The sequence below is a fragment of the Mesorhizobium sp. M0676 genome, assembly GCF_040320535.1.
Taxonomy (GTDB): domain Bacteria; phylum Pseudomonadota; class Alphaproteobacteria; order Rhizobiales; family Rhizobiaceae; genus Mesorhizobium.
Genome location: NZ_JAMYPU010000092.1, coordinates 1 through 557, shown reverse-complemented (window position 1 = coordinate 557; position 557 = coordinate 1). Strand labels below are relative to the sequence as shown.

The 557-nt window shown below is 62.1% G+C and carries 1 protein-coding gene; it reads left to right on the top strand.

Translation table 11 applies throughout. The features are described 5' to 3' along the window. Positions 1-557: adenylate/guanylate cyclase domain-containing protein (locus NKI35_RS31310; RefSeq protein ID WP_352742665.1), on the top strand; the 557-nt coding region annotated here is incomplete at both ends.

Here is a 557-nt window from a genome sequence, read left to right as displayed (position 1 = left end):
ATGGAGCGAAGGCTTACCGCGATCCTTGCTGCCGACGTGGTCGGCTACAGCACGCTCATGGGCGAGGATGAGGTCGGCACGCTCGAACGACTGAAGGGTTGCCGTCGAGAACTGGTCGACCCCGCGATCAAGGAATTCCACGGTCGGATTATCAAGCTCATGGGAGACGGGGCGCTGGTCGAATTCGCCAGCGTCGTTGATGCCGTCCAATGCGCTGCCGCGATTCAGCGCCGGATGGCTGTCCGAGACCCGGGCACCTCCGACCCCCGCCACATCCGGTTTCGCATCGGCGTCAATCTCGGTGATGTCATCGTAGAGGAAAATGACATCTACGGCGATGGCGTCAACATCGCCGCGCGCCTCGAGGCTATGGCCGAGCCGGGGGGTGTATGTATCTCCGGAACCGCATTTGATCATGCCGTTCACAAGGTTGATGTCGGCTTTGCCAGTCTTGGCGAGCAGCGCCTCAAGAACATCGCCGATCCGGTTCGCGCCTATCGATTGCTGCTGGATCCCGCAGCATCGGGAAAGGTCACGGCCGCGCCACACCGGCCGAG